General features: G+C 61.4%; 16 protein-coding genes. 11 read left to right on the top strand and 5 right to left on the bottom strand.

Translation table 11 applies throughout. From position 1 onward, the window contains the following. Positions 1-4: 4 nt before the first annotated feature. The 11 genes from FHU29_RS10430 to FHU29_RS10380 all read left to right on the top strand — a co-directional run bounded on the left by FHU29_RS10430 (position 5) and on the right by FHU29_RS10380 (position 17,627). Positions 5-865, top strand: a complete 861-nt coding sequence (locus tag FHU29_RS10430) for an MlaE family ABC transporter permease (RefSeq protein WP_013805229.1) — start codon at positions 5-7, stop codon at positions 863-865. Continuing rightward, positions 862-2,208, top strand: a complete 1,347-nt coding sequence (locus FHU29_RS10425) for an MCE family protein (protein WP_064441087.1) — start codon at positions 862-864, stop codon at positions 2,206-2,208. Before FHU29_RS10430 ends, FHU29_RS10425 begins: the two co-directional genes overlap by 4 nt. Next, the gene (locus tag FHU29_RS10420; RefSeq protein ID WP_064441086.1) at positions 2,205-3,272 is read left to right on the top strand and encodes an MCE family protein; all 1,068 of its coding nucleotides are present in this window, start codon (positions 2,205-2,207) and stop codon (positions 3,270-3,272) included. The genes FHU29_RS10425 and FHU29_RS10420 overlap by 4 nt, the downstream gene beginning before the upstream one ends. Then, entirely contained in the window at positions 3,269-4,264 is a 996-nt protein-coding gene (locus FHU29_RS10415; RefSeq protein WP_064441085.1) for an MCE family protein, read from the top strand. The genes FHU29_RS10420 and FHU29_RS10415 overlap by 4 nt, the downstream gene beginning before the upstream one ends. Further along, positions 4,264-5,520 carry an MCE family protein gene (locus FHU29_RS10410; protein ID WP_064441084.1) on the top strand — a complete coding sequence of 419 codons (1,257 nt, stop codon included), beginning with the start codon at positions 4,264-4,266 and terminating at the stop codon, positions 5,518-5,520. Before FHU29_RS10415 ends, FHU29_RS10410 begins: the two co-directional genes overlap by 1 nt. Next, entirely contained in the window at positions 5,517-6,776 is a 1,260-nt protein-coding gene (locus FHU29_RS10405) for an MCE family protein (RefSeq protein WP_232323004.1), read from the top strand. The genes FHU29_RS10410 and FHU29_RS10405 overlap by 4 nt, the downstream gene beginning before the upstream one ends. Beyond that, positions 6,773-8,023, top strand: a complete 1,251-nt coding sequence (locus tag FHU29_RS10400) for an MCE family protein (protein WP_064441083.1) — start codon at positions 6,773-6,775, stop codon at positions 8,021-8,023. Before FHU29_RS10405 ends, FHU29_RS10400 begins: the two co-directional genes overlap by 4 nt. Before the next feature lie 193 nt (positions 8,024-8,216). Then, positions 8,217-8,915, top strand: coding sequence for a hypothetical protein (locus FHU29_RS10395; protein WP_064441082.1), 699 nt, complete (start codon positions 8,217-8,219; stop codon positions 8,913-8,915). Positions 8,916-8,955: 40 nt separating this feature from the next. Beyond that, positions 8,956-9,660, top strand: coding sequence for a hypothetical protein (locus FHU29_RS10390; protein WP_064441081.1), 705 nt, complete (start codon positions 8,956-8,958; stop codon positions 9,658-9,660). A 395-nt stretch (positions 9,661-10,055) separates the two neighbouring features. Further along, on the top strand, positions 10,056-13,529 hold the full coding sequence (gene rpoB / locus FHU29_RS10385; protein ID WP_064441111.1) for a DNA-directed RNA polymerase subunit beta: 3,474 nt from the start codon (positions 10,056-10,058) through the stop codon (positions 13,527-13,529). Between the two features lie 144 nt (positions 13,530-13,673). Continuing rightward, on the top strand, positions 13,674-17,627 hold the full coding sequence (locus FHU29_RS10380) for a DNA-directed RNA polymerase subunit beta' (RefSeq protein WP_064441080.1): 3,954 nt from the start codon (positions 13,674-13,676) through the stop codon (positions 17,625-17,627). 135 nt (positions 17,628-17,762) lie between these two features. Here the strand turns inward: FHU29_RS10380 and FHU29_RS10375 are convergent, their stop codons facing one another. The 5 genes from FHU29_RS10375 to FHU29_RS10355 form a co-directional block, all read right to left on the bottom strand. After that, positions 17,763-18,602 (bottom strand): dioxygenase family protein, encoded by an 840-nt coding sequence (locus tag FHU29_RS10375; protein ID WP_221194905.1) that lies wholly within the window; start codon positions 18,600-18,602, stop codon positions 17,763-17,765. Positions 18,603-18,671: 69 nt separating this feature from the next. Next, on the bottom strand, positions 18,672-19,418 hold the full coding sequence (locus FHU29_RS10370; protein WP_064441078.1) for an acyl-[acyl-carrier-protein] thioesterase: 747 nt from the start codon (positions 19,416-19,418) through the stop codon (positions 18,672-18,674). 16 nt (positions 19,419-19,434) lie between these two features. Beyond that, on the bottom strand, positions 19,435-19,932 hold the full coding sequence (locus FHU29_RS10365) for a SixA phosphatase family protein (RefSeq protein WP_064441077.1): 498 nt from the start codon (positions 19,930-19,932) through the stop codon (positions 19,435-19,437). A gap of 73 nt (positions 19,933-20,005) precedes the next feature. Continuing rightward, a complete protein-coding gene (locus tag FHU29_RS10360) occupies positions 20,006-20,956 on the bottom strand; it encodes an alpha/beta fold hydrolase (RefSeq protein WP_064441076.1) in 951 nt (316 codons plus the stop codon). 141 nt (positions 20,957-21,097) lie between these two features. Further along, complete coding sequence (locus FHU29_RS10355; protein WP_064441075.1) at positions 21,098-24,091, bottom strand: type II toxin-antitoxin system Rv0910 family toxin; 2,994 nt, start codon at positions 24,089-24,091, stop codon at positions 21,098-21,100. Positions 24,092-24,176: the final 85 nt, after the last annotated feature.

The raw sequence follows: 24,176 nt of genomic DNA, 5'->3' as shown, positions 1-24,176 counted from the left end.
GGTTATGACTGCTACGAGAGGCCGACTCGACGTGATGAGTCGCCGGGCGAAAACAGTCGTCCGGAAACCCGTCGGCGCGCTGGACTCGCTGGGCGAGCAGATGGCCTTCTATGCCCGGGCCATCGGCTGGATTCCGGCGACGATAAAGAAGTACCCGAAAGAAGTAAGCCGTCTGCTTGCAGAGGTCACCTTTGGAACCGGTGGTCTGGCAGTGATCGCGGGCACCTTTGGTGTCATCATCGCGATGTCGATGTTCACCGGCGTCGTCGTCGGTATGCAGGGCTTCGCGTCACTGGATCAGATCGGCGCTTCGGTGCTCACGGGCATGCTGTCCGCGTACATCAACACTCGCGAGATCGCGCCTGTGATTGCCGCGCTTGCCCTATCGTCGACGGTCGGTTGCGGCTTCACCGCGCAGCTCGGCGCTATGCGCATCTCAGAGGAGATCGACGCGGTCGAGGTTATGGCCGTTCCAAGCCTTCCGTTCCTCGTCACGACCCGCATCGTGGCCGGCTTCATCGCCGTTATCCCGCTCTACGTCGTCGGATTGCTGTCTGCCTACTTTGCCTCCAGAGCGATCAATATCTACCTCAATGGGCAGTCGACAGGCGCGTACGACCACTATTTCAACCTGTTCTTGCCGCCTGAAGACGTCTTATGGTCGTTCGGCAAGGTGCTGGTCTTTGCCTTCGTGCTGATCATGGTGCATTGCTTCTATGGCTATACCGCGAGCGGCGGTCCCGCAGGCGTGGGAGTCGCGGTGGGCTCTTCAGTGCGGACAGTAATTGTGACGATCGCGATTCTTGACTTCTTCCTCAGTCTCGCGATCTGGGGTACTTCGACGACGGTGAGGGTTGCGGGATGAGTGCGCCGGGTAAAGCGAGAGTTCGCATCTATGGGCTGACCTTCATCGTGCTCATCATCGCGTTCGTCCTGTTCACGACCATGACATTCGCGAAGGTGTTCAAGCCCGTAACCAAGGCTGTGGTGAATGTAGAGACGCTTGGAAACTCACTGCAGAGAGAAGCCGACGTCAAGATCTCCGGCGTCATCATCGGTGAGGTCAGGGGCACCCGGTCAACACCGGACGGGCGCGCTGAGATCGACATCGCGATCGACCGAGACCAAGCCGACTTCGTGCCCGCCAACGTCACCGCACAGATCTTGCCGAAGACGCTCTTCGGTGAGCGGTACGTCGAACTCGTCATGCCAGAAGACCCGGGACCGCCGATCGCCGCCGGAGCGATCATTCCCGAGGACGATTCGGGAAGCGCGATCGACGCCTCCCGCATGTATGACGTCTTCTATGACCTCCTCACCGCAGTGCCGCCGCAAGACCTCGCGGTAACCCTCGGATCGCTCAACCAGGCGTTCAGCGGACGTGGTGAACGCATCGGCGTAATGGTGGAGCGCTTCCAGGAAATGGCGGAGGGCATCAACCGGGAACTTCCGAACCTCGAGGCCACAATCCAGGACTTCGCGACCTTCGCGGATACCTACAGTGACGCGCTGCCCGACATCGTCGACGCGCTTGACACATTCCGGACGACCAACACCACAATCGTGGAGCAGCGGTCCTCAATAGATCTGATGCTTGAGACTCTCACCCTGGCTGCAGGAGACCTGCGCGGTTTCCTCGATGTCAACGGGGACAGGATCATCAACATCGCAGCGGACTCACGCGAGACGCTGGAACTGCTCGCGCGCTACTCGCCGTCTTACGGCTGCGCGATCGGTTATTTCGCTGACCTGGTGCCACGGTTCGAGCGTGCCTTCGGGGCGGGTACCGGGCGCGCTGGCGGCCTCAACGTCACAGTGCAACTCGCGAATCCGCGAGGAAAGTACCTACCAAATCAGGATGAGCCACGCATGTTCGATACGCGCGGACCGATCTGCTACCAGGCGGTGCCTCCGACTGAAGGCAAGTTCGGCCAATACCCGGGCGGCGCCATCAACGACGGCGCCTACGCGCCGCCATCGCGCAACCCAGGCCCTCAGAACCTCCAGCAATTGCCAGACCCGTTGGCCTCCGTAGCACCTTTGGGGGGTAGCGGAAGCGCATCCGACATCGCGGGAAGCCCAGCGGAACGAGACGCACTGTCCGTCGTCTACGGCCAAGCGACAGGCCTCGAGCCGGAGGACGTACCCGGCTGGACAACGCTGATTGGGGCACCAGTTCTTCGGGGAGCAGAGGTGAGCTTCGAATGAGAGGCCTAGCAGCACCACTGATCAAGCTCGGCATCTTCATCGTTGCCACAGTGCTCGCCGTCAGCGTGCTCGCCGTTGCGATCGCCAACTACCTTCCCACCGGCGGCAATACCTACAAGGCGCGATTCACGGATGTCACCTCCATGAATGTGGGTGACGAGGTTCGAATCGCGGGCGTGCGCGTTGGAAGTGTCACCGGTCTCAAGGTTGTTGACCGAAGCGAGGCCGAAGTCGAGTTCCGGTTGCGACCGGGAATTGAACTCCCGGCAGATGTCCAAGCAGCGATCCGCTACCGCCACCTGGCAGGCCAGCGTTACCTCCTGCTCAACCAAGGTGATGCACAGAATGGTCAGCTACTTGAGCCGGACGCAACCATCCCGAACACGAGCACTAAAGATGCAGTCAACCTCACGGTGCTGTTCAACGGCTTCCGGCCGCTGTTCGAAACCTTGCAACCGGAAGATGTGAACAGGCTCGCGGACCAGATCATCCAGATCTTCCAGGGCGAAGCCGCGACGATCACTCAGCTGGTCGCGAACGTCGGCACGCTTACCAACGCGATTGCTGACCGGGATGCCGTAATCGGAGCTGTGGTCAACAACCTGAACTCAGTACTCGAGCGGGTGAATGAGCACGACGACGACATTCGGGACATGGTGTCCTCATTGGACGTCCTGGTATCCGGGCTCTCCGATGACCGCGAAACGGTGGGCAGCGCATTCGCTTCGCTTGCCTCGATGTCTGAGGAACTGAACGCGCTGCTCGAGCCGTCCCGCCCGTCGATTCAAGGGAACATTTCGGCAATCGATCAACTTGCGGGCAACCTCAATACGGGACGGCCCGCTGTCGAATCCGCGATTCAGAACCTGCCGGTCAAGCTCGAAAGCGTCGGCAAGACCGCTTCCTACGGCTCGTGGTTCTCGATCTATCTGTGTGGAATCGACCTCACGCTCGGGCCGGGAGCCCCTCCAACCCGGCTTAACCTGCCGACAGGCCTGCCGCAGATTAACCAGCCGATCTACACCAATGCGGCAACGCGCTGCCAGCCAGGGGGTATCCAATGACGACCCACCGCAGCCCGGTAATTACCGGATTCATCGGTTTGTTGGTCCTTCTCTTCGCCACACTGTCCGCCTTCTACCTGTCTGACGTTCCCATTTACGGTGCGTCTAACCGCTATTCAGCTGAATTCAGCGAGTCGAGCGGCCTGCAAAGCGGCGACGAGGTCCGAGTAGCGGGGGTCAAAGTTGGTGACGTCACCGACGTCAAGCTCGAAGGTGACAGGGTCGTCGTGGACATGCTCGTCCAGGACACCTGGATAGGTGACCGAACGAGTGCCTCAATTCAGATCAAGACCCTGCTGGGGCAGAAGTACGTCGAACTCGAACCACGCGGCACTGAGGGGCTGGATCCTTCGGTACGAATCCCATTGGACCGCACCGTCGCTCCATACGACGTCGTGCCTGCGTTCCAGGAAGCTGGGCGCACACTCGGCGAGGTGGATATGCCGCAGGCAGCTGAGGCATTCGAAACGCTGTCTGATGCATTCCGTGACACACCTGAGCATATGCAAAACGCCATCGAGGGAGTCACCAGATTGTCGGAGACGATCTCTAGCCGCGATCAGGAGCTGATCGAGCTTCTTGAGAAGACACGCACTACAACGCAGATTTTCGCGGACCGCAACCAGGAGTTCCAGCGGTTGATCTCCAACGCCGGGCTGCTGCTTCAAGAGCTGAACATCCGGCGTGAAGCGATTTCGCTCCTACTGACATCAACTCAGGACCTGTCTAATGAACTGACCGGGCTGGTCGCGGATAACGAGCAGCAGATCGGTCCAGCGCTTGCGCAACTGCAGGGCGTCACCGACATGCTTGTCGCGAACCAGGAGAGTCTTGGCCAAGCAGTGAATCTGATGGCCCCGTTCTACCGCGTCTTCGCCGACACGCTGGCTAATGGCCGCTGGTTCGACATTGCAATCCTCAACATCACTCCGCCAGGGCTCCCGGATGTACCTGGAATCCGCGAACCGATCCGCACCGTGGGAGGCAACTGATGACGCGGCAAAAGACGTTCGGGGTGATTGCCGCCGGCCTGGTGCTGGTCCTGTTGGCCGGAATAGTTGTCTGGTACTTCTTCTTCCGGCCTGGCATGAAGATCACGACCTACTTCCCGACCACGGTAGGCATCTACAGCGGCACAAACATTCGCGTGCTCGGAATCGATGTCGGCAAGGTTTCAAGCGTGACCCCCGTTGGTGACGAGGTGCGCGTGGAGATGAACATCAATCGCGGCGTGGACCTTCCCGCTGAAGTCCACGCGATGCAGATGACTCCGTCGCTTGTTTCAGACCGTTTCATCCAACTCGCCCCCGCGTACTCAGAAGGTCCGAAACTCGAAGGGCCAAACGCAGAGATCCCCCGTGAGCGCACAGCAACTCCCGTGGAGGTCGATGAGATCTATCAAGCACTCGCTGACTTCACAGAAGCAATGGGTGCCGACGGAGCGAACGCCGACGGTGCACTCAGTGAGTTCATCGACGTTACCCACGAGAACCTAGTCGGAAATGGGGAGGCCCTAGGCCGCTCTATTACCGAACTAGCCGAGGCCTCACGCGTCTTTGCGGATTACCGTGAAGACTTCTTCGGTACCGTCCGCAACCTGCAGGAACTATCGACTGCACTGGCCGAGAACGACGCGCAGGTGCGCAACTTCAACACCCAGATGGCAACGTTCTCGGACTTCCTCGCGGGTGAGCGGGACAATCTTGGTGCGGCAATCAATCAGCTTTCGTTCGCCCTCGACGACGTCGCAAGGTTCGTCAATGACAACCGAGAAGCACTGTCAAGCAACATTGATGGTCTCGCACAGGTGACGGGTCGTGTATCGCAAGAGACAGAAGCGATGCGAGAGGTCTTGGTGACCATTCCCATCGCGATCAGCAACCTCGCCAACGCGTACAACGCAGAGGCTGGGGCACTATCGGCACGCGTGAACCTGCTGGAACTCCAGGATCTCGGTGGCACAATCTGTGGTTTGGTAGACCTGCAACGTCTCTACCCAGGCGACTCGCGGTTTGCTGAACTCGGGCGGCAAATGGCGCCGATAATCAGACAGTGCGAAGGCTTGGCGGAGCAGGTCAATGCCGGTATTCAGAGCCCCGGAGTGGTTTTGCCGCTAGGGATCATGAGCAACGATCTAGTTCAGCGCTCAGGGCCAGTTCCGGGCACAGTTCCGGGCCAGTTCTCGCCGATTCCGCAGACGGAAACTGAGCGTTCATTGACTGCACCGCACGGGGGAGGTGGACAGTGACGAAATCACCCGCTGTTCGTAAGAGGGTTGTCAGAGGGGTCGCCGCCGCTGCAGGGTTGTCGGCGCTTGCGATGACCGCCTCTGGCTGCTTCGTGATGAGCGACGGCATCTACACGTTTCCCCTTCCAGGCGGTCCGAGCCTGGGCCCTGATCCCATCTCCGTGACCGCAGAGTTCGACCAGGTGCCTGAGGTTTTTCCGGAGACCATGGTCAAGGTCAATGGCGTCAATGTGGGCAAGATCGATAGGGTGGACCTGAGTGATGATGGATGGAATGCCGTCGTCTCCATGACGTTGCAAAACGATCTCCAGCTTCCCGCGAACTCACGGATCTCCATTCAGCAGACTGCACTGCTGGGTGAGAAGTTCCTCGCCATCGAGCCGCCACCTCAAGCTGACCGTGTCCCGGAGGTGATTGAGGAGGGCGATGTCATCCCAATCGACAACAGTCGGGTCCAGATCGAGATCGAGGACATCTTCGGAGCACTTTCGCTACTGCTGAACGGCGGCGGCGTGGCCCAGATCCAGCCGATTATCGAGGAACTTGACCGGGCTTTCGGCGGTCGTGAACCACAGGTGAAAGCGCTTCTGAATGACACCAACCAGCTGGTGGCAAGCCTGAACAACCAGCGCGCGGAGATTCAGCGCGCGTTTGACAACGTCGAGGTTATGTCTGGACGCCTGGACAACCAGCGCGAGCAGATCAGCCGGGTGGTGGAGGAAATTCCCCGTGGAACTCAGATCCTCAGCGAGCAAACGCCCCAAATCATCGAGATGCTCCGGCAGCTCGACGGGATGAGCCAGGTCGGGACTCAGGTGATTGGGCAGGCCCGCGACGATCTCGTTCAAGATCTGCGCGCGCTTCGCCCGACGCTCCAGGCGCTAGCGAATTCAGGACCGGATCTTCCGAACTCTATTCAGCTGCTCCCGACCTATCCATTCCCGGACGCCGCCATCGATTCAACCTTCGGTGGAGCTATCAACGGCTGGCTGGCGGTCGATCTGTCGATCGCCGACACTCTGGAGAACCTCGGTGTGGGCCAGGGCACGCCACAGTATGTGGCTCCATACGGTTCGCCACAGCCGACAGTTGACCCGTCGAACCCGTACATCGGAGGCAACGGGCCACGGCCGGGTCCGGGGACACAGCCTCTACTTCCACTAGGAAATCTCGTCCAAGTCGGACTGCCGAATGGTGACGAGATGCCAGGTCCGATCCAGGACCTCCTGAATATGTTGGGAGATCGGCAGCCATGATTTCACGATTCGTAAAGATCCAGCTCATCCTCTTCGTGATTGTGGCTGTGGTGGGTGTGATTTTCGTGAGCGCCAAGTACGCGCGTCTCCACACACTGCTCGGTTTCGGTGAGTTCCCCGTATATGTCGAGATGGAAGACAACGGCGGAATCTTCCCGTACGCGGAAGTCACGTACCGGGGTGTCCCAGCGGGACTGGTTGGCGAGGTAGTGCCGATACCCGGTGGTACTCGGGTGGAACTCCTCATTCGCAACGACGCGCCGGACATCCCCGCCGACTCGCGAGCGAAAGTGAACAACCGCTCGGCCGCAGGTGAGCAGTTCGTCGACCTCCAGGCTGACACTGACGAAGGGCCGTTCCTCGAATCAGGCTCCGTGATCGAATTCGAGAACAGTTCAGCGCCGGTGCGGGTTGAGTCGCTGCTCAACGGCCTGTATGACCTGTCGCAGTCGATCCCCCTGGATAAGTTCCGGGAAGTCGTGGCCGAGACCGCGGAGATTTTCCATGGCCGCGGTGAGGATCTAGGCACGATCATCGACTCCTTCGATGCCTTCTCCGAGGAGGCGAATGAATCGATGGATCAGACCCTGCAGTTCCTTCGCGACGGCAGCGTGGTCCTTCGGACTCAAGCTGAGCAGGCGAATGAGGTGCGGTCGTTTTCGCGCGATCTGACTCTGATCACCGACCAGTTGCAGCAGAGCGATCAGGATATCCGCCGGATAATCAACACGTCGACGGACGCAGGCGCGGCCGTGTCCGCGCTCCTCGAGCGAGGTGGGCCAGGCCTCACTGAGTTCTTGCGGACTACCGAGCCGATAGCCGAGGTTCTCGGTGAGCGCGGCCAGTTCCTGCGCCCGGTGCTGCAAGCGCTGCCGGCGCTTGGTGCGGCTGCCTACACCGCAGCGCCTGGTGACGGCACTGCTCGATTTGGACTCATCTTTGAGTTGAACAACCCTCCGGCATGTACGGTCGGGTACGAAGGCACCTTCCAGCGGCTTCCCGCAGGCCCCACGGGTAATCCCATGATCAATGGCGCGATGAGTGACTGGGAATGGGATACGTCGATCGGCTGCCGGACACCGCAGGGCAGCCCCGTCGGTGTTCGAAGTTCGAACAAGGCAATCTTTGCTGATCCGAGTGTTCCTCAGCCGTGGGACAACAACCCGAAGCGTGCCGGTGACCACACAGATCTCGCACCCTTCGGTCGGCAGGCCTTTGAACTACTTGAGCTTGTCGGCTGGAACTGACAGCTAAGGTAACCGGACTGGGGTCCCGCGCGACGCGATCGTGAAGGATTCACCTTCTGTGTAAGGGTGAATCCTTCACGATTGTGGGCTGCTGGGCCCCATTCGCATGCACAGATCTGTCTGTTGGCTGAGAAATCTTCTTGGAAAATCGCGGGAAGGCAATGTGATTACTTCGCAAAGGTACGGTGTACGCGTGAGTGACAAGACTGTCGAAACTGATCCAGCTCCGACCAAAACTCAAAAGTCAGGGGGGAAGCTGGGTGCGGTAGTGATTGCGCTTTTCGTACTGGCAATCATCGCCCTCGGGTGGGTCGGCTTCGCGTGGTGGAAGGCTCTCGATCAGGCAGGCGTCTCAAGCGAGCGGGACAGGCTGCTCGGTGAGGCCAGGCAAGCTGCCGTGTACCTCAACTCATTCGATACCAATGATCTTGATGCGACTTTCGGAAATATTGAGTCGGTCATCACCGGTGAGCAGTTGCGCGCGGAGATGGAAGAAGCACGCAATCAGCTCGAGTCCGATGCCCCGTCCGGGGGCCGTATCAATGCTGACGTGACCGATATCGCCATTGTGAACTTCGATCCCGACTCCGATGAGGCGCTGGCTATCGCTGTCGTTCTGAGGACGACGGCCGGGCCCACAGGGCAATCCGTGACGCAGCGGGTCATGATGGAAATGCAGCTGGCGCGCGTCGATGGTTCGTGGAAGGTCTCGGCATCAACTCAGGTTGGGACACCGGCATTGGTCGCTGAATCGCCGGGTGCGGACGGCGAGTTGCCGCCAGAACTGATGCCTGAGGGTGCGGAGCTTCCACTCGAAGAGCTGCCCACCGGTGAAACTCCCGGCGAAGGTGTCCCAGAAGATGAATCTCAGCCTGGGCAACCTGGTGAATAGGCCGGTTTCGCGGATCTAGAAGTATTAGGAGTCCCTATCTATGTCTCGTCCTCGTCGCACTACACCTGGCCCCGGAGGGAAGAACCGCCGGCCCAAGCTGGCTGGCCACGGGAGCAGCCGTGACCCGCAAGTACAGGGCACGGCGAGTGATGCGTCCACCGGCCCGAAGCGCCGCTCAGACAAGCGGGCCGGGGGCGGTTCTGGCCGCCACTCCGCTGGGCGCAGCGCACTAGCTGGCGTCAATACTCGATTGCTGTCCGCAACGATCATCGTTGGCGCAATCGCCATTGCCGGCGCAGTCGTTCTTGCGGTGGTGCATGGCCCATCGGCGTTGCGCGGACAGCCGCAGAGCGACGGCATCGCGTTCGTCGATCAAGCGGCGACCACGGAGGTGGAGAACCGCACGAAGGAGGCTCTCGCAGCAGTCTTCAGCTACGACCACAGAACCCTCGACGAAGACTTTGACCGGGCGTTGTCGTTCCTCACCGAGGATATGCAGGATGAGTACCGGCAGACTATCGACGCAACTCGACAGGCAGCCGAACAACGCCAGGCCACAGTCGAGATGGCGATCCGGCATGCCGGTGTGCATGCGTTGTCAAACGATGAAGCTGAACTGCTCGCGCTGTCACTTGTGAGCACCGAGTACGACGACGTGCCGGGGGAGATGTACTCCGGCCCGCTGCGCGTGGTCCTCAAGAAGGTGGATGGCGACTGGCTTATCGACTCGATCGACGAGCGATAAACGACACATCTTGGTGTTTCAGCGTCGCGGCCCCGGTGACACGAGAAGGAAGTAGGATTATGCTTCCGATGGGACGACAGTAACCGCGCATGGTTGCTAGGAGGCAGCTGCGGTCGTTTCGTCCCACCGGAAGCGTTCTATAGTCATGCGCGTAAGGCGGGCGAGCGGTACGATTCTGCTGCCACGCCAGATGCTCTATTCGACATCTGACTAATGTTCGTCTATTGTTGGACGTTGCGCTGGCTGCCTCCTGTCCATACCTCGTTGTTCGTCTTGGCGCTAATCGTGCCCAGTCGAGTGGGGAGGGTTCGTTCGGGGTGCCACCAGCGGACTCAAACACTCAGCAAAGCAGACGACAGCGATTGCCGTTCGTAGTTCAGAGCGGCGCGCGTGAGGTGCTGGAAGGACGCATCTTGGCAGTCTCCCGCCAGACCAGTTCAGTGGCCGGTATCCCCGGGGCTCCTAACAGGGTATCTTTTGCGAAGATTCGCGAACCCCTTGAAGTACCCGGGTTGCTAGACCTTCAGTTGGATTCGTTCGAATGGTTGATCGGTGCTGAGAGGTGGCGCAAGCGTGCCGCAGCCCGCGGGCAGGAGATCCTGACGAGCGGTCTTGAAGACGTTCTCGAAGAGATCTCACCGATCGAGGATTTCGCCTCCTCAATGTCACTTTCGTTCTCTGACCCTCGGTTCGAAGAGGTTAAGGCCTCCGTCGACGAGTGCAAAGAGAAAGATATGACGTACGCCGCTCCGCTCTTCGTGACGGCGGAGTTCATCAACAACGAAACCGGCGAAATTAAGAGCCAGACGGTCTTCATGGGTGATTTCCCGATGATGACCGACAAGGGCACTTTCGTCATCAATGGCACGGAGCGGGTTGTGGTTTCGCAGCTCGTCCGGTCGCCTGGCGTTTATTTCGATAAGACCCGCGACAAGTCCACGGAAAAGGACCTGTACAGCGTCAAGGTCATCCCGAGCCGGGGAGCCTGGCTCGAGTTCGACATCGACAAGCGCGACACGGTTGGCGTGCGTATCGACCGGAAGCGGCGTCAGCCCGTCACCGTGCTACTCAAGGCGCGTGGCTGGACCAATGAGCAGATCGCGGAACGCTTCGGCTTCTCCGAGATCATGATGTCGACGCTGGAGAAGGACAACACCGCTGGCACCGACGACGCACTGCTCGACATCTACCGCAAGCTTCGTCCGGGCGAGCCGCCGACGAAGGAAGGTGCGGAGAACCTCCTCGAAGGGCTGTTCTTCAAGGAGAAGCGCTACGACCTGGCGCGTGTCGGCCGCTACAAGGTGAACAAGAAGCTCGGCCTGACAGTCGATCCCACCTCCACGGTGCTTACCGACGAGGACATTGTCACCACGATCGAATACCTCGTTCGCCTGCAAGCTGGCGAGCGGCGGATGGCTGCTGCCAACGGCGACGAGATTCGTGTCAATGTCGATGACATTGACCACTTCGGAAACCGCCGCCTGCGCACTGTTGGTGAGCTGATTCAGAATCAGATCCGCGTGGGCCTGTCCCGCATGGAGCGTGTTGTTCGTGAACGGATGACGACCCAGGATGTCGAGGCGATTACGCCGCAGACACTGATCAACATCCGGCCAGTTGTCGCTGCGATCAAGGAGTTCTTCGGAACTTCGCAGCTCAGCCAGTTCATGGATCAGAACAACCCGCTTTCGGGGCTCACCCACAAGCGGCGCCTATCAGCGCTGGGCCCGGGTGGTCTGTCTCGTGAACGTGCAGGTCTCGAAGTGCGCGACGTACACCAGTCGCACTATGGCCGCATGTGCCCGATTGAGACGCCGGAAGGCCCGAACATTGGTCTGATCGGTTCGCTTTCGGTGTATGCGCGGGTCAACCCCTTCGGCTTCATCGAAACTCCGTACCGCAAGGTCATCGATGGTCAGGTGACGGATGACATCTTCTACCTGACAGCTGACGAGGAAGACCGGTACGTCATCGCGCAGGCGAACTCGCCGCTCGATGCCGAAGGCCGCTTCGTTGAGGATCACATCCTCGTTCGGGTCCGGCGTGAAGCCGAGTCCGAGGTGGAGTTCGTATCACCGAACCAGATCGACTTCATGGACGTCTCACCACGTCAGATGGTTTCGGCTGCGACCGCGATGATCCCATTCCTCGAGCACGACGACGCTAACCGTGCCCTCATGGGCGCGAACATGCAGCGTCAGGCTGTGCCGCTGCTCCGCAGCGAGGCACCACTCGTTGGTACTGGCATGGAGCTGCGCGCCGCATACGACTCAGGTGATGTCATCGTCAGCGAAAAAGCTGGCGTCGTCGAGGAAGTTTCCGCCGACTACATCACGATCATGGCTGATGACGGCACCCGCCGTACATACCAGTTGCGCAAGTTCAGCCGGTCGAACCAGGGCACATGCATCAACCAGCGCCCGATCGTCGACGAAAGCCAGCGCGTTGAGGTCGGACAAGTTATTGCTGACGGTCCTTGCACCGACGAAGGCGAAATGGCCCTCGGTAAGAACCTGCTCGTCGCGATCATGCCGTGGGAAGGCCATAACTACGAGGACGCGATCATCATTTCGCAGCGCCTCGTAGAAGAGGACGTCTTCACCTCGATCCAGATCGAGGAGCATGAGCTTGATGCCCGCGACACCAAGCTCGGTGCCGAGGAAATCACCCGTGACATCCCGAACGTTGCTGACGAGGTGCTCGCTGATCTCGATGAGCGGGGAATCGTCCGGATCGGTGCGGAAGTTCGCGACGGCGACATCCTCGTCGGCAAGGTCACGCCGAAGGGCGAAACCGAGCTGACGCCGGAGGAGCGCTTGCTCCGTGCGATCTTCGGTGAGAAGGCACGTGAGGTGCGCGACACCTCGCTGCGTGTCCCCCACGGTGAAACCGGCAAGGTCATCGGTGTTCGCGTGTTCTCACGTGAGGACAATGACGACCTTCCCCCAGGTGTCAACGAACTTGTGCGCGTGTACGTGGCGCAGAAGCGGAAGATCCAGGACGGTGACAAGCTTGCTGGCCGCCACGGCAACAAGGGCGTTATCGGCAAGATCCTCCCGCACGAGGACATGCCGTTCCTCCCGGATGGCACGCCGGTCGACATCATCCTGAACACCCACGGTGTTCCGCGCCGTATGAACATCGGCCAGATTCTCGAGTCGCATCTCGGCTGGATCGCGAAATCGGGCTGGAAGATCGACACGGTCAACGGGACTCCTGACTGGGCGGCAAACCTCCCCGAGGATGTCCTCGAAGCGCCAGAAAACACGCGGACCGCGACACCGGTCTTCGACGGTGCCAAGGAAGACGAACTGGCGGGTCTGCTCGGTTCGACTCTGCCGAACCGTGACGGCGACCAGATGGTCGGCGCAAACGGCAAGGCCCAGTTGTTCGATGGCCGTTCCGGCGAGCCCTTCCCGTACCCGGTCGCGGTCGGTTACATGTACATCTTGAAGCTGCACCACATGGTCGACGACAAGATCCACGCCCGTTCGACCGGTCCTTACTCGATGATCACCCAGCAGCCGCTAGGTGGTAAGGCCCAGTTCGGTGGTCAGCGGTTCGGTGAAATGGAGTGCTGGGCCATGCAGGCCTATGGCGCCGCCTACACCCTGCAGGAACTTCTGACGATCAAGTCGGACGACGTCGTCGGCCGCGTCAAGGTGTACGAAGCGATCGTCAAGGGGGAGAACATCCCTGAGCCCGGTATCCCTGAGTCGTTCAAGGTTCTGCTCAAGGAACTGCAGTCGCTGTGCCTCAACGTCGAAGTGCTTTCTTCGGACGGCGCTGCGATTGAGATGCGTGACACCGATGACGACGATGTGGAACGTGCTGCTGCAAGTCTTGGGATGAACAGCCGGGCGATCTGACACAGGTTCTGGTACGGCGCGGCCGCCACGCTGGTTTCCGCGCCGGGGCTTATTAGGTGAAGAAGGAATTGCAGTCCGGTACCACAGATCGGCAACCCACACCCGATCTGTGGCGCCATAACCCTTACGGGGAAAGGAAGTTACGTGCTAGACGTCAACTTCTTCGATGAACTCCGCATCAGTCTCGCCACTGCGGAGGACATCCGGGCCTGGTCGCACGGCGAGGTCAAGAAGCCGGAGACGATCAACTACCGCACCCTCAAGCCCGAGAAGGACGGTCTTTTCTGTGAGAAGATCTTCGGCCCGACTCGTGACTGGGAATGCTACTGCGGTAAGTACAAGCGTGTCCGCTTCAAAGGCATCATCTGCGAGCGATGCGGTGTCGAGGTCACTCGCGCCAAGGTTCGTCGTGAACGCATGGGCCACATCGCTCTCGCCGCACCAGTAACCCATATCTGGTACTTCAAGGGCGTGCCGAGTCGTCTCGGCTACCTGCTTGACCTCGCGCCGAAGGATCTGGAAAAGATCATCTACTTCGCCGCGTACGTGATCACGCATGTCGATAACGAACTGCGTCACAACGAGCTGTCGACTCTCGAAGCGCAAATGAACGTCGAGAAAAAGGGTGTCGCCGATCAGCGCGATGCCGACCTCGAGGCGCGTGCCCAGAAGCTCGAAACCGACCTCGCACTCCTCGAGACCGAGGGCGCGAAGGCGGATGCGCTTGACAAGGTCAAGAAGGGCGCCGAGCGCGAGATGCGTCAGATTCGCGATCGCGCGCAGCGGGAGATCGATCGTCTCGAAGAGATCTGGAACGTCTTCACCAAGCTCGCCCCCAAGCAGCTGGTGCTTGATGAGCTGATCTACCGTGAGCTCGTCGACCGGTACGGCGAATACTTCGAAGGCGGCATGGGTGCTGAGGCGATCCAGAAGCTGCTCGAAATCTTCGACGTGCACGCCGAAGCGGAAATCCTCCGCGAAACCATCCGCAGTGGCAAAGGCCAGAAGAAGCTTCGCGCACTGAAGCGTCTGAAGGTCGTTGCAGCGTTCCAGCACACCGGGAACTCGCCGCTTGGCATGGTGCTTGATGCTGTGCCGGTGATTCCGCCGGAACTGCGCCCGATGGTGCAGCTCGATGGTGGCCGTTTCGCGACGTCCGACCTGAACGACCTGTACCGCCGCGTCATCAACCGCAACAACCGCCTGAAGCGCCTCATCGATCTCGGAGCTCCCGAGATCATCGTGAACAACGAGAAGCGCATGCTGCAGGAATCGGTTGACGCGCTGTTCGACAACGGCCGTCGTGGCCGGCCTGTCACCGGCCCGGGCAACCGTCCGCTGAAGTCGCTGTCGGATCTGCTCAAGGGCAAGCAGGGCCGCTTCCGTCAGAACCTTCTCGGTAAGCGTGTCGACTACTCAGGCCGTTCCGTCATTGTTGTTGGTCCGCAGCTCAAGCTGCACCAGTGCGGTCTGCCGAAGCTGATGGCGCTCGAACTGTTCAAGCCGTTCGTCATGAAGCGTCTCGTCGATCTCAACCACGCGCAGAACATCAAGTCTGCGAAGCGCATGGTGGAGCGTCAGCGCACACAGGTGTGGGAAGTCCTCGAAGAGGTCATCACCGAGCACCCAGTGATGCTCAACCGTGCACCCACGCTGCACCGCCTGGGAATCCAGGCCTTCGAGCCGATCCTCGTCGAGGGTAAGGCCATCCAGCTGCACCCGCTCGTCTGTGAGGCGTTCAACGCTGACTTCGACGGTGACCAGATGGCTGTGCACTTGCCGCTGTCGGCCGAGGCTCAGGCAGAGGCACGTGTGCTGATGCTGTCGTCGAACAACATCCTGTCGCCGGCATCGGGGCGTCCGCTTGCGATGCCGCGTCTCGACATGGTTACCGGCCTCTACCACCTGACCCGCAAGGTCGACGGTGCCAAGGGTGAATACCAGCCGGCCACCGGTGACAGCCCTGAGCGTGGTGTGTATGCGACACCGGCAGAAGCCATCATGGCGTTCGATCGTGGCGAGCTGGCACTGCAGGCGCGGATCAAGGTGCGGATCACGAACCGTCGCCCTACTCGGGAACAAGAGAACGTATTGTTCCCGGAGGGCTGGAAGCCCGGCGACGCATGGCTTGCTGATTCGACCCTGGGTCGCGTGCATTTCAACGACCTGCTGCCCTCGGACTATGCATTCGTCAACGACGTGATGCCGAAGAAGCGCCAGTCGGTCATCATCAACGATCTCGCCGAGCGTTACCCGATGATCGTCGTCGCGCAGACAGTGGACAAGCTGAAGGATTCCGGCTTCTACTGGGCCACCCGGTCCGGTGTGACAGTCGCGATGTCCGACGTGCTGGTTCCGCCGGAGAAGCAGCAGATTCTCGCGGAATACGAAGACAAGGCCGAAAAGCTGGAGAAGAAGTACCAGCGTGGCCAGGTCTCGACCGACGAGCGCCGTGACGGTCTGGTGGAAATCTGGAAGGAAGCGACAGAGAAGGTCGGTAAGGCCCTCGAAGATCACTATCCAGATGACAACCCGATCCCGATGATCGTGAAGTCGGGTGCTGCGGGCAACATGACCCAGATTCGCTCGCTCGCGGGCATGAAGGGTCTGGTGACCAACCCGAAGGGTGAGTTCATCCCGCGTCCGATCAAGTCCTCCTTCCGTGAGGGCCTGACCGTGCTCGAGTACTTCATCAACACGCACGGTGCGCGTAAAGGTCTGGCTGACACCGCCCTTCGTACCGCCGACTCGGGTTACCTCACCCGTCGTCTCGTCGACGTTTCGCAGGACGTCATCGTCCGCGAAACGGACTGCGGAACTTCTCGCGGTCTCGAGATGCCGATCGCCGAGATTGGCTTCGATGGGCAACTCCACCCTGTTGAGCACGTCGAGACGAGTGTTTACGCCCGGACCCTGGCGTCGGATGCGATCGATAAGGACGGCAACGTCGTTGTCGAGCGTGGCCACGACCTCGGTGACCCTGCGATCGAGAAGCTGATCGAAGCAGGAATCACGGGTGTGAAGGTCCGCTCGGTGCTGACCTGCACCACCGCGACGGGCGTGTGTGCGACTTGCTACGGTCGCTCGATGGCGACCGGGCAGCTCGTCGATATCGGTGAAGCTGTCGGTATCGTTGCCGCCCAGTCGATCGGTGAGCCTGGTACGCAGCTGACAATGCGTACCTTCCACCAGGGCGGTGTCGGTGAAGACATCACCGGCGGTCTCCCACGTGTCCAGGAACTGTTCGAAGCGCGTGTGCCGAAGAACAAGGCGCCCATCGCTGAGGTTTCGGGTCGTGTCCGCATCGATGACGATGACCGCTTCTACAAGGTCATCATCGTTCCGGATGACGGCAGTGACGAAGTCACCATCGACAAGCTCCCGAAGCGTCAGGGCCTTGCCCGCTTCAAGCATGACGATGGCGTTGAGCGAATCCTGGCCGAGAACGACCACGTCGAGGTTGGACAGGAACTCCTCGAAGGCTCCGCGGATCCGCACGAGGTGCTGCGTGTTCGCGGCCCGCGTGAGGTTCAGATCCACCTCGTGAACGAGGTCCAGAAGGTCTACCGTTCACAGGGTGTGTCGATCCACGACAAGCACATCGAAGTGATCATTCGCCAGATGCTGCGTCGCGTGACGATCATCGATTCGGGCTCCACCGAGTTCCTTCCCGGCTCGCTCGTTGAGCGCGCCGACTTCGAGGCGGAAAACCGTCGCGTCGTCGCGGAGGGTGGCGAGCCCGCAGCAGGTCGTGCAGTGCTCATGGGTATCACCAAGGCATCGCTCGCGACCGATTCGTGGCTGTCCGCGGCCTCCTTCCAGGAGACCACTCGAGTGCTCACCGATGCGGCCATCAACCGCCGCAGCGACCGCCTCATCGGTCTCAAGGAGAACGTGATCATCGGTAAGCTGATCCCGGCCGGTACCGGCATCAACCAGTACCGGAACATCCAGGTTCAGCCGACCGAAGAGGCCCGCGAGGCCGCATACTCTGTCGCTTCGTACGAGGACCAGTACTACGGTCCCGATACGTTCGGCATGAGCACCGGTGCCGCGGTTCCGCTCGACGACTTCGGCGGATACACCGACTACCGGTAGTCAGCAGGAGCTCCACCACAAAGCCCGCCCTGGAATTCCAGGGCGGGCTTTTGTGATTTCTGGTCACGAGTGGGCAGTTATGCGCGAGATACAGCGCCAGATTTATATACATAACCGCCCACTTGTGAGGCGGGACTAGGTGCGAACCGGTATGGACAGCCGTGCGGTCAATCCGGTCGCCGGGGTGCCGCTCAGTTCGGCCATCTGAGTCGCCCACCCGTCACGGAAGACCATATCGCCGGGGAGACTCAGCTGCGCGAAACTGCGGTCACTTCCGGGATAGTCCGCCACCGAGTACACCGACGCGGACACGTCTTCTGGCAGAGCGATCTGTGAGGTCAGAAGCGGAGTGCCCGCGCTGCTCGCACTGTCCAGGCTGGAGAACACCTCGAAATGAATATGCGGCCACCTGCCGGGGTAGCAGCCTGGGAAGATACTGGTGAACGTGACCCTGCCCGATGAGTCGGAGACACCGACGCCGCGCAGGTAGTTCTCTGATGCGGCGCCTGGTGAGTAGAGGGAGTAGTCGCCGTTCCGGTCACATTGCCACACGTATATCGCAGCACCAGCGAGCGGTGCGCACCCGGCTGTCCAGTCCTGCAGAGTGAGGTCCAAGGACATGGCCACACCATCAGCCACCGCGGACGAGTCCCCGAAGCTGCGACGAATATCCGTGCGAACCACCCCGTCGCGCACCAGCACGTTCGGACCGTTCGATCCGTCGCCGGGGAACGGCCCAGCGGTCTCTTCAGGAACGGCGACACAACTGTCAGGATCGCCGAGCCCTGCCTCCGACGCTGGAGAAGTGGGGCTAGCCTCGCCAGATCCCGCGCGGGGCGCTGTGCCGCCGCACGCCGCGGCGAAAGCCCCGGCGCTGGTTATCCCTAGGATTGCGAGCAGACTCCGGCGGCTGAGCAGGCGGGGCATGTCATACGCCAAGCCACGATCAAGGTCGTCAGCGTGATTATCGGGCATGTTCACGATCTTTACCTTTGATTATGTCAGCACGCTGGCATAAACCTGGGAAGAAGCTGTCAATCGCGCCTAGTGCAGCGGCAGAACCATTGCCTGTGCATGAACTTTTCCGCCCACGGTGAACCATATCGTGAGGTCCTTCTCGCCGTGGCGTGTGCGGAGCAGAACGTCGTCGTCGGGGGCTATGGGAACGAGATACTCAATGACGGTGCGGGTGGGCACCTCGTGCAGTTCGGGTCGCGTGCGAAGCGCCGCGTCGACAGCCTGGAGGTACATGGCATTGTTGACGTGCGCCATCACGTCGATGTCGGTACTCCGCAACGGGAAGGGTGTGACAGCGTCGTCAGGACCAGGAGAGTCGCTAATCCACTGTTGCCACCTGAGGCGTGAGGTCAGCGCCGTACCGCTGAGGAGCTTCTCGAACCTGTCCGTGATGCGGGCGGGCCTGAGGGTTTCTGCGTTGAAGTTGATCCAGAACCCCTCGGTCTCGACGAGTCCGCCATCGTCAGTGGTCATCCGCACTCGCATCGAGCACCAGCGGCTGGAAAGTCCGGAGCACCACCGGTTGATGTGGACAAGGCTGGGGAACTCAGGCGGCTGGATGACATCGATGACAGATCTCCGTACGACCCAGGCGGGGTGCTCTGCGCGCGCGTCCACGGCATCGAGGTGGTCGAACCCGGCGTCCTGAAGGTACCGTGCGATCCCGTCGAGCCGGAGACGCCAATTCTTGTCTACGTCACCGGCCCGCATAGGCCAGTTGGTCGTGAAGACATGGCCGTCGTGGGGGAGCGGCATCAAGGGAGTGTCGAGCATGGTGGCTCCTGGGTGACTAGCGCGGAACATGGAACTTGTCGAGCCGGGCGGCGCCGCGATCGAGTTGATCCCAGCGCCGGGTGGTCGTCAGCACAGCGATCGCCGAGGTGGGGAACTTGCTGCGCATCTGGTCGGCCTCGTCACTGTCATCGTTGTCGGCTAGCCACAAAGCGGCCTCCGGGATGCCGGGCCAGTGGGCAATGACGAGCAGCGTCTGGCTGTCCTCGCCGATGAGTCCAACCTCTTCGGCGATTATCTCAGGATCTGCGCCATAGAGACTCTCAAGGTACTGCACGGGCGCGTCGATCCCTGATGCCGCGAACGTTTCCCGGGTGCGTACCGCTGACGAGCACAGCACATGGTCGACTGGAGCGGTTACCCGCTGGAGCCATTTGCCCCCCAATGCGGCTTCCCGTTGACCGCGCGGCGCGAGGGGCCGGTCGTGGTCCGGAACGCCATCCGGATAGGCAGACTTGCCGTGACGCATGAGGATGAGGGTGCGGCGAGACTCCATGGCCGTCCAGCGTAGCGGCAGCGGGGTGTCAGAGCTCACGTGAAGCCCCAGAACGGCCGCCGTGTCTCGGGACTTATGAGGCGAGGGCGAAGTCCGGGGCCTGGAGTGCCCGGCGCAGAAGATGAGCGAGCGCGTGTGCCACGGCCTCAGTGCGTTCGAGGATGACCGAATGGCCCGCACCCTCGACACGCACCAGGTCCGCTGCGGGGAGCGCGGAGGCAAGGGCTGCTGAGTGATGAAAGGGCGTCATATGGTCAGCAGAGCCGCACAGCACCAACGCTGGGATCTCCTGCAATGCGGAGAGGGCCAACGATTCGTTGAGGTGGAGCAGAGACCGCAGAAAGCCAATCTTGGTGGCGAGCGCGGTCTCGTTGACCATGGCCGTGACCAGCGAGGTCACGTGCGGGCTGACGCGTCCCTCTCCAAACGCGGTGGCACGGATGATGTGTCTGGCGATGCGACGGCTGAGCCGGTGCGGAATCTCCATTAAAGCGGGCGCGCGGTCGACTGCACGGTGCAGAAGGTGCGCCAGCGGATGGCGGAGCAACTGGCCGACACCAGCGTCGGTGAGGCCATGGGACGCTGTGGCGATCAGGCCAACGCCGATAACGCGGTTGCCGATCATATGGGGGAACTGGCGCGCATAGGACATGGCCGTCATCCCGCCCATCGAGTGCCCGACGAGAACTACGGGGCCATGCGGCGCCACCGCGCGGAGCACAGCATCGAGGTCGCGGCCGAGTTGGTCGATGGTGTACGTCCCGGCCGGCGCGGAGCCCGACTCGCCGTGGCCACGGTGGTCATACGACACCATCCGGATGTCGTACCCGAGCGTCCCGGCGAGGTGCTCGCGGAGCGCGGACCACGAGTCTGCCCGCAAGCAGTGACCGTGAATAAAGACGAGGGTGAGGGGCGCGGAGCGGTCACCACATTCGGTGACAGCGAGGGGCACGCCGTCGTCGCTCAGAACCATGCTGCGCATAATGCGGGGATCGGCCCGAAACATCGCCGTTGACGTGCTCATGGTCCCTCCGTCCGCGCCGCTGATTGTGCGTGTGCCGTCTTCCGGCACCTTCCAACTATCGGTGTTGCGGAGGGTTCACGGCACCATCCCTGGGGGTGGAGTCAACGCACCCTTCGGGTAGGTGTCAGCAGTTCGGCCGACTCACCGGCCGGACCATCGAGGGGCGCGTTTCTCGTCGAAGGCGCGGATCCCCTCGGCAGCATCGTCGGAGAACGAAGCGGCAGAGGCGATCTCACTTTGTCTGCTGAACGCCTCCGTGACTGGCCACCCAGGCGACTCGTCGACGATTCGCTTGCTGAGCTCCACGGAGAGGGGTGCGCTCTCGGCGATGACATGCGCCAGGTTCCTGGCCACTTGCGCCGCATCACCGGGCGCGCACAGCCGATTGATCAGCCCGAGCTCATACGCACGGTGCGCGGAGATAGGGGCGCCGGTGTACGCGAGTTCCAGCGCGATCGCGCGGGGCAGACGTTGCGCCAGTCGCAGTACTCCGCCCGCAGCCGCGACTAGGCCGCGGCGAGCTTCGGGAAGCCCAAACGAAGCGTCCTCGGCTGCGACGACAAGGTCACAGGCCAGGGCGAGCTCGAAACCGCCGGCCAATGCGTTTCCCTCCACGGCGGCGATCACTGGTTTGACCGGTGGTGTGCCGGTAAGGCCGAGCAGTCCCCGCCGCGGTGTCACCGGGAACTGTCCTTTTGCCGCAGCTTTCAGATCCATGCCGGTGCAGAAATCAGTGCCGGCACCGCGCAGGATGGCAACGCGCGCATCGGGGTCGGCCTCAAAGGTATCGATCGCCCGCTCGATTTCCAGAGCGAGGGCCAGATCAATGGCGTTGCGCACCTGGGGACGGTTGAGGGTGATCACGCAAAGTGGCCCGTCCCACTCGACCATCAAGGAGGGAACGTGCGCCGCTCCGGTGGAGAGAAGACGGTCCCGTACCGTCCCGGTGCTGGTGTTCCGGTGTGCGCCCAGGCTGGAGACCGCACCATCGGTCAGCGTGATGGTCGTGTCAAGAAGGTCTGTCGCTTCACCGAGCGCGACGTATTCAGCTTCGGTTGCGCGCGCGAGTACTCGGTCGCCGTCGACGGTGATACAGCTGACGATCAGTGCCTCTGGACTGCCGTTGCTCTGATACGTGACCGTGTAGCCCTCGACTAGCGCTTCGCCGCTGTAGTTCGTGCGGACTCGGCGTTTCGGTGGGCGGCGCATACGCAGCCCCGCATCGATCTGCCGGAACAATGTTCGCGGCGGCTGGGCCGAGTAGATCCCGATCGCATGTTTGGTGGCGTACCAGCCGAGCGCGGTTGCGAGGCCGTAGGCAGTGGGTTCGTTGCGCAGCTGCGTGGCGAGCGCAGCGATCCCGTGGGTGCTGTAGTTGTTGAGCGGCCCGCCCGCGAAGGTCAGCCCACCTGTCTGGGTGAGCGGCCGCGCAGGATCGTCGAGAGGCAGGGAAAGCTGCTGCGCGGCAGCTTCGACAGCGAACGGGAAGCACGAGTAGAGATCGAGGTGCTTGACGTCATCGATTGTCAGCCCCGCGTGGGCGAGTGCAGCGCGGGCCGCCGCTCCGATCGCGGGAACCTCGGCGATGCTGTGGCGCTCGGATACGTGCCATTCTTCTTCCGCATGCGCGGCTGCGTGAATGAAAACCCAGTGCTGTGGCGGTATACCCGCAGCCGCGGCGGTGGCAGCGCTGCACAAAACGAGCGCAGCCCCCTGGTCGACGGTGAGGTTCGCCGTCATCAGCTTGGTGTAGGGGCTCGCAATGGGACGGTTATCTGCAGCGTGGTCAGCGATCCGTTCGGGCGAATGGTATTCCGGCAGCCAGGCGAACCGGTTCTTGGTGGCAGCAGCCGAGAAGCGCGACCACAACGAGCTTATGGCGGTGACATGTTCTCGGATGTCCCGTTTGAGGGCACCTCGAAGCGCGGATTCCATGAGTGCGTACATCGGTGCGGGTGTGAGGAGTCCGGCCGCGTTCTCCGCCTCGTTGTTCCCGGGCCGGTCGGAACCCACTCGCCGGGGCGCTCCAGCCCCGCTGTGCGGGCGATCCCAATCGGGCGCGGCCCCGGACTTCTGCGCGATCGCGAGTGAGGCGAAGGCTTCGGCTCCTGCGATGATGGCGACGTCGAGTTGTCCCTCGCTGATCGACTGGGCTGCATCGCTGACCAGCCGTTGGGGCGCGTCACCGCCGAGCGGTGCGGACTGGACCAGCTCAGCGTCATCGATGCCAAGCTCCCGGGCAAGAAGGGCCGCCTGATCGTCACCGTAGGCCCACGACACTGTCGAGACAGCACTGACGCGCACCCTGCTATCGAGTAACCGAGCATTACCGGCATCTTTGATTGCGATTCTGGCGGCATGCGCTGCCAGTTCGAGTGGCGACTGAATCGTGTCGGCGCTATTCGGCCGATGGACCGTCTGACCGATTCCGGTGAGGACTGGTGCCCACGGGTCGACCAGCTTTCCGGAGGGCGCGTGAAGTACGGGATCGGGGCGGGGGCCCGAGGGCGGAGGAATCTGACGGGTGAAAGCCCCGGCTTGCCCGGTGCTGGAGGGTTCAGCTGGCGCACCGTTCAGGAGGCGTGTGAGGTTTCCCAGCGCTTCTTTGGTGGCTGCCTGGAGTGTGCTGGCAACCAATGAACCCATAGGTCCTTTGAGTGCATCGCTGTGAAACCCGCCGGTCACTGTGAGTTCCGTTCCTGCTGGGGTTTCTTTTGCGCCGAACCAGATGCCAACGGTGGTGCCCATCGGCCCGGTACCTTCGATCGCGAAAGCGGCGGGCGGCGCGTAATGGGTCACTGTCCACTGAACGCGAGCTGGGGTTCCAAGGATTCGAACGTCTTCAATGTATTGCGAGCCACTCGTGACCTGCCCGGGCGCTCCGTTGGGCCAGTCAGCATGAAGCGTGAACCACTTCCCGAAGCTCTTGAAGTCGAGCACGCGTTCCATGATTTCGTCGGGCTGTGCCGTGACCAGCGCGGTTTCGCCAAAGGTGTGTGCGAAGTCGCGGGAGAAATGAGCCTCGGTGGGTGCAGCGCTGGTGGATGCAGCTTCGCGCTGCAGGAGGGACCGAACTGACGCCTCTCCGATGATTCGTGCAGTGCGCATCGGCATCAGTGGGTCCTGCCTGACCATGCGCAAAGCGTGCGCGACATTCCTGCGGACGCGTTGAGTAACCAAGGTGCGTTCCTTCCAGCGGTAGTCAGGACCAGCCTAATCC

It is taken from the genome of Hoyosella altamirensis (assembly GCF_014191505.1).
Taxonomy (GTDB): Bacteria; Actinomycetota; Actinomycetes; order Mycobacteriales; family Mycobacteriaceae; genus Hoyosella; species Hoyosella altamirensis.
The sequence above is the reverse complement of the archived record's forward strand: the minus strand, read 5'-3'. Positions and strand labels throughout refer to the sequence as shown.

What these genes read in the sequence shown, in the direction of transcription:
- FHU29_RS10355 (WP_064441075.1), bottom strand. Translation starts at nt 24,091, where the DNA reads ATGGTCAGGCAGGACCCACTGATGCCGATGCGCACTGCACGAATCATC.
- FHU29_RS10375 (WP_221194905.1), bottom strand. Translation starts at nt 18,602, where the DNA reads ATGCCCGATAATCACGCTGACGACCTTGATCGTGGCTTGGCGTATGAC.
- FHU29_RS10370 (WP_064441078.1), bottom strand. Translation starts at nt 19,418, where the DNA reads ATGCTCGACACTCCCTTGATGCCGCTCCCCCACGACGGCCATGTCTTC.
- FHU29_RS10365 (WP_064441077.1), bottom strand. Translation starts at nt 19,932, where the DNA reads ATGGAGTCTCGCCGCACCCTCATCCTCATGCGTCACGGCAAGTCTGCC.
- FHU29_RS10430 (WP_013805229.1), top strand. Translation starts at nt 5, where the DNA reads ATGACTGCTACGAGAGGCCGACTCGACGTGATGAGTCGCCGGGCGAAA.
- FHU29_RS10425 (WP_064441087.1), top strand. Translation starts at nt 862, where the DNA reads ATGAGTGCGCCGGGTAAAGCGAGAGTTCGCATCTATGGGCTGACCTTC.
- FHU29_RS10410 (WP_064441084.1), top strand. Translation starts at nt 4,264, where the DNA reads ATGACGCGGCAAAAGACGTTCGGGGTGATTGCCGCCGGCCTGGTGCTG.
- FHU29_RS10360 (WP_064441076.1), bottom strand. Translation starts at nt 20,956, where the DNA reads ATGAGCACGTCAACGGCGATGTTTCGGGCCGATCCCCGCATTATGCGC.
- FHU29_RS10415 (WP_064441085.1), top strand. Translation starts at nt 3,269, where the DNA reads ATGACGACCCACCGCAGCCCGGTAATTACCGGATTCATCGGTTTGTTG.
- FHU29_RS10390 (WP_064441081.1), top strand. Translation starts at nt 8,956, where the DNA reads ATGTCTCGTCCTCGTCGCACTACACCTGGCCCCGGAGGGAAGAACCGC.
- FHU29_RS10400 (WP_064441083.1), top strand. Translation starts at nt 6,773, where the DNA reads ATGATTTCACGATTCGTAAAGATCCAGCTCATCCTCTTCGTGATTGTG.
- FHU29_RS10420 (WP_064441086.1), top strand. Translation starts at nt 2,205, where the DNA reads ATGAGAGGCCTAGCAGCACCACTGATCAAGCTCGGCATCTTCATCGTT.